Annotated in this window: 2 protein-coding genes; both read left to right on the forward strand. The window is 68.4% G+C overall.

The features are described from left to right. Positions 1-124: 124 nt before the first annotated feature. Positions 125-682 carry a helix-turn-helix domain-containing protein gene (locus tag PUR56_RS04365; protein WP_329947909.1) on the forward strand — a complete coding sequence of 186 codons (558 nt, stop codon included), beginning with the start codon at positions 125-127 and terminating at the stop codon, positions 680-682. Beyond that, on the forward strand, positions 622-1,206 hold the full coding sequence (locus PUR56_RS04370; RefSeq protein WP_329947910.1) for an IS630 family transposase: 585 nt from the start codon (positions 622-624) through the stop codon (positions 1,204-1,206). The genes PUR56_RS04365 and PUR56_RS04370 overlap by 61 nt, the downstream gene beginning before the upstream one ends. Positions 1,207-1,223: the final 17 nt, after the last annotated feature.

A 1,223-nucleotide genomic window follows, 5' to 3' on the forward strand; every position in this document is an offset into this window, starting at 1 on the left:
CTAGTGCTGGATTCCTCTTTGGATGGGTATATGTGCTGGTGGAGGGACGGTTCGGTCGGTCAGGGGTGGGTGGTTCGGGGTGGTGCTGCGGGCGCGGCAGAGCCGTGATTCGGGCGAGGAAGCTATGGTTCGCCGATTGGCGAGGGCGCGGAAGGCACCGGCGGATCTGGTACAGCGGGCTCGGATGGTCGAGCTGAGCTGGGTGGGGTCGAGGGTGCCCGCGATCGCATCCGAGCTGGCGTGCAGTCAGAAGACCGTGCGGCGCTGGCTGCACCGCTTCAACCGGGACGGCACGGAGGGCCTGGAGGATCTGGGCGGGCAGGGCCGCAAGTGTCGGATCACCGAGGCCGAGCGCTCGCGGGTCATCGCCCTGGTCAAGCAGCCCCCGCCGGGCCGCCTCACGGTCCAGGTGGGTGGCGATCTGGAAGCGGAGGACCCGGCGGGGCCGCCGGAGTGGACCCTGGACGCACTGGCCGAGCAGGCACGAGCCGCCGGCATCGAGATCGGGCGCTCGCAGGTCCGCAGGATCCTGCTGGCCGAGGGAGTTCGGTGGCGTCGCACCAGGTCCTGGATCCGCTCCAAGGACCCGGACTTCGAGGGAAAAGGACGCGGGTCGTCGGCCTGTACACCTGCCCGCCCGCCGACGCGACGGTCGTCTGCGTCGACGAACTGGGGCCGGTGATCCCGCGCACCTTCCCGCCGGCGCCGGGCTGGTCGCCGGACGGACACCGCATCAAGAACGAGCTGGACTACGGCCGCGGACCGGAGAAGACCTGGGTCTACGGCGGCCTGCGCGTCAGCGACGGACAACAGGTCACCATGACCGCCTCCTCCCGCAACAGCGTCTTCTACCAACAGTTCCTACAAGTACTCGAGGACGCCAACCCCACCGGCGAGATCGTTGTCGTCACCGACAACCTGTCCTCCCACAACAGCCTGTCCACCCGCACCTGGCTCGAGGACCATCCCCGGATACGACATGTCTTCATCCCCGTCGGCGCCTGCTGGCTCAACCTCCAGGAAGGCTGGTGGCGCATCTTCCGCAAGGCCGCCCTCGCCGGCCAGTCCTTCGCCGGCCCCGACGAGATCGACCAGGCCACCCGCCTCGCAACCACCCAGCTCAACGCACGCGCCAAACCCTGGATCTGGGGCAGACCGCCCCCACCAACCCGCCAATGCCGACGGCGATTTGTGTACCGCCTTTGAGGAATCCAGCACTAGTA

The organism is Streptomyces sp. BE303, assembly GCF_036290945.1.
Taxonomy (GTDB): domain Bacteria; phylum Actinomycetota; class Actinomycetes; order Streptomycetales; family Streptomycetaceae; genus Kitasatospora.

Bases quoted from the DNA above. Each gene is read 5' to 3' on its own strand.
- PUR56_RS04365 (WP_329947909.1), top strand. From the start codon at position 125: ATGGTTCGCCGATTGGCGAGGGCGCGGAAGGCACCGGCGGATCTGGTA.